This window comes from Vibrio marinisediminis, assembly GCF_014050145.1.
Lineage (GTDB): Bacteria > Pseudomonadota > Gammaproteobacteria > Enterobacterales > Vibrionaceae > Vibrio > Vibrio marinisediminis.
Window position 1 is genome coordinate 1 of record NZ_JACFYF010000306.1, and the last position, 255, is coordinate 255.

Consider the following 255-nt stretch of genomic DNA (forward strand, 5'->3'; position numbering starts at 1 on the left):
TGGAGATAACTTAAGAACAGATCAAAGAACAGCCGGATTTAGTTTTCAAACTGCATTGATAGGTTTTGGAGCAGTAATAGGTTCTTGGCTTCCTTATGTTTTAACCAATTGGTTTGGGGTTTCTAACCTGTCAGAAGAAGGTAGTGTTCCGTTAAATTTAATTCTATCTTTTATTATTGGTGCCATAATTTTGGTGGGTTCAATTTTGGTAACCATTTTTACAACTAAAGAATACTCTCCAGAAGAGTTAGAGCA

General features: G+C 34.9%; 1 pseudogene. It reads left to right on the plus strand.

From position 1 onward, the window contains the following. Positions 1-255, plus strand: a pseudogene (locus H2O73_RS24185) (MFS transporter); the annotation flags it as partial.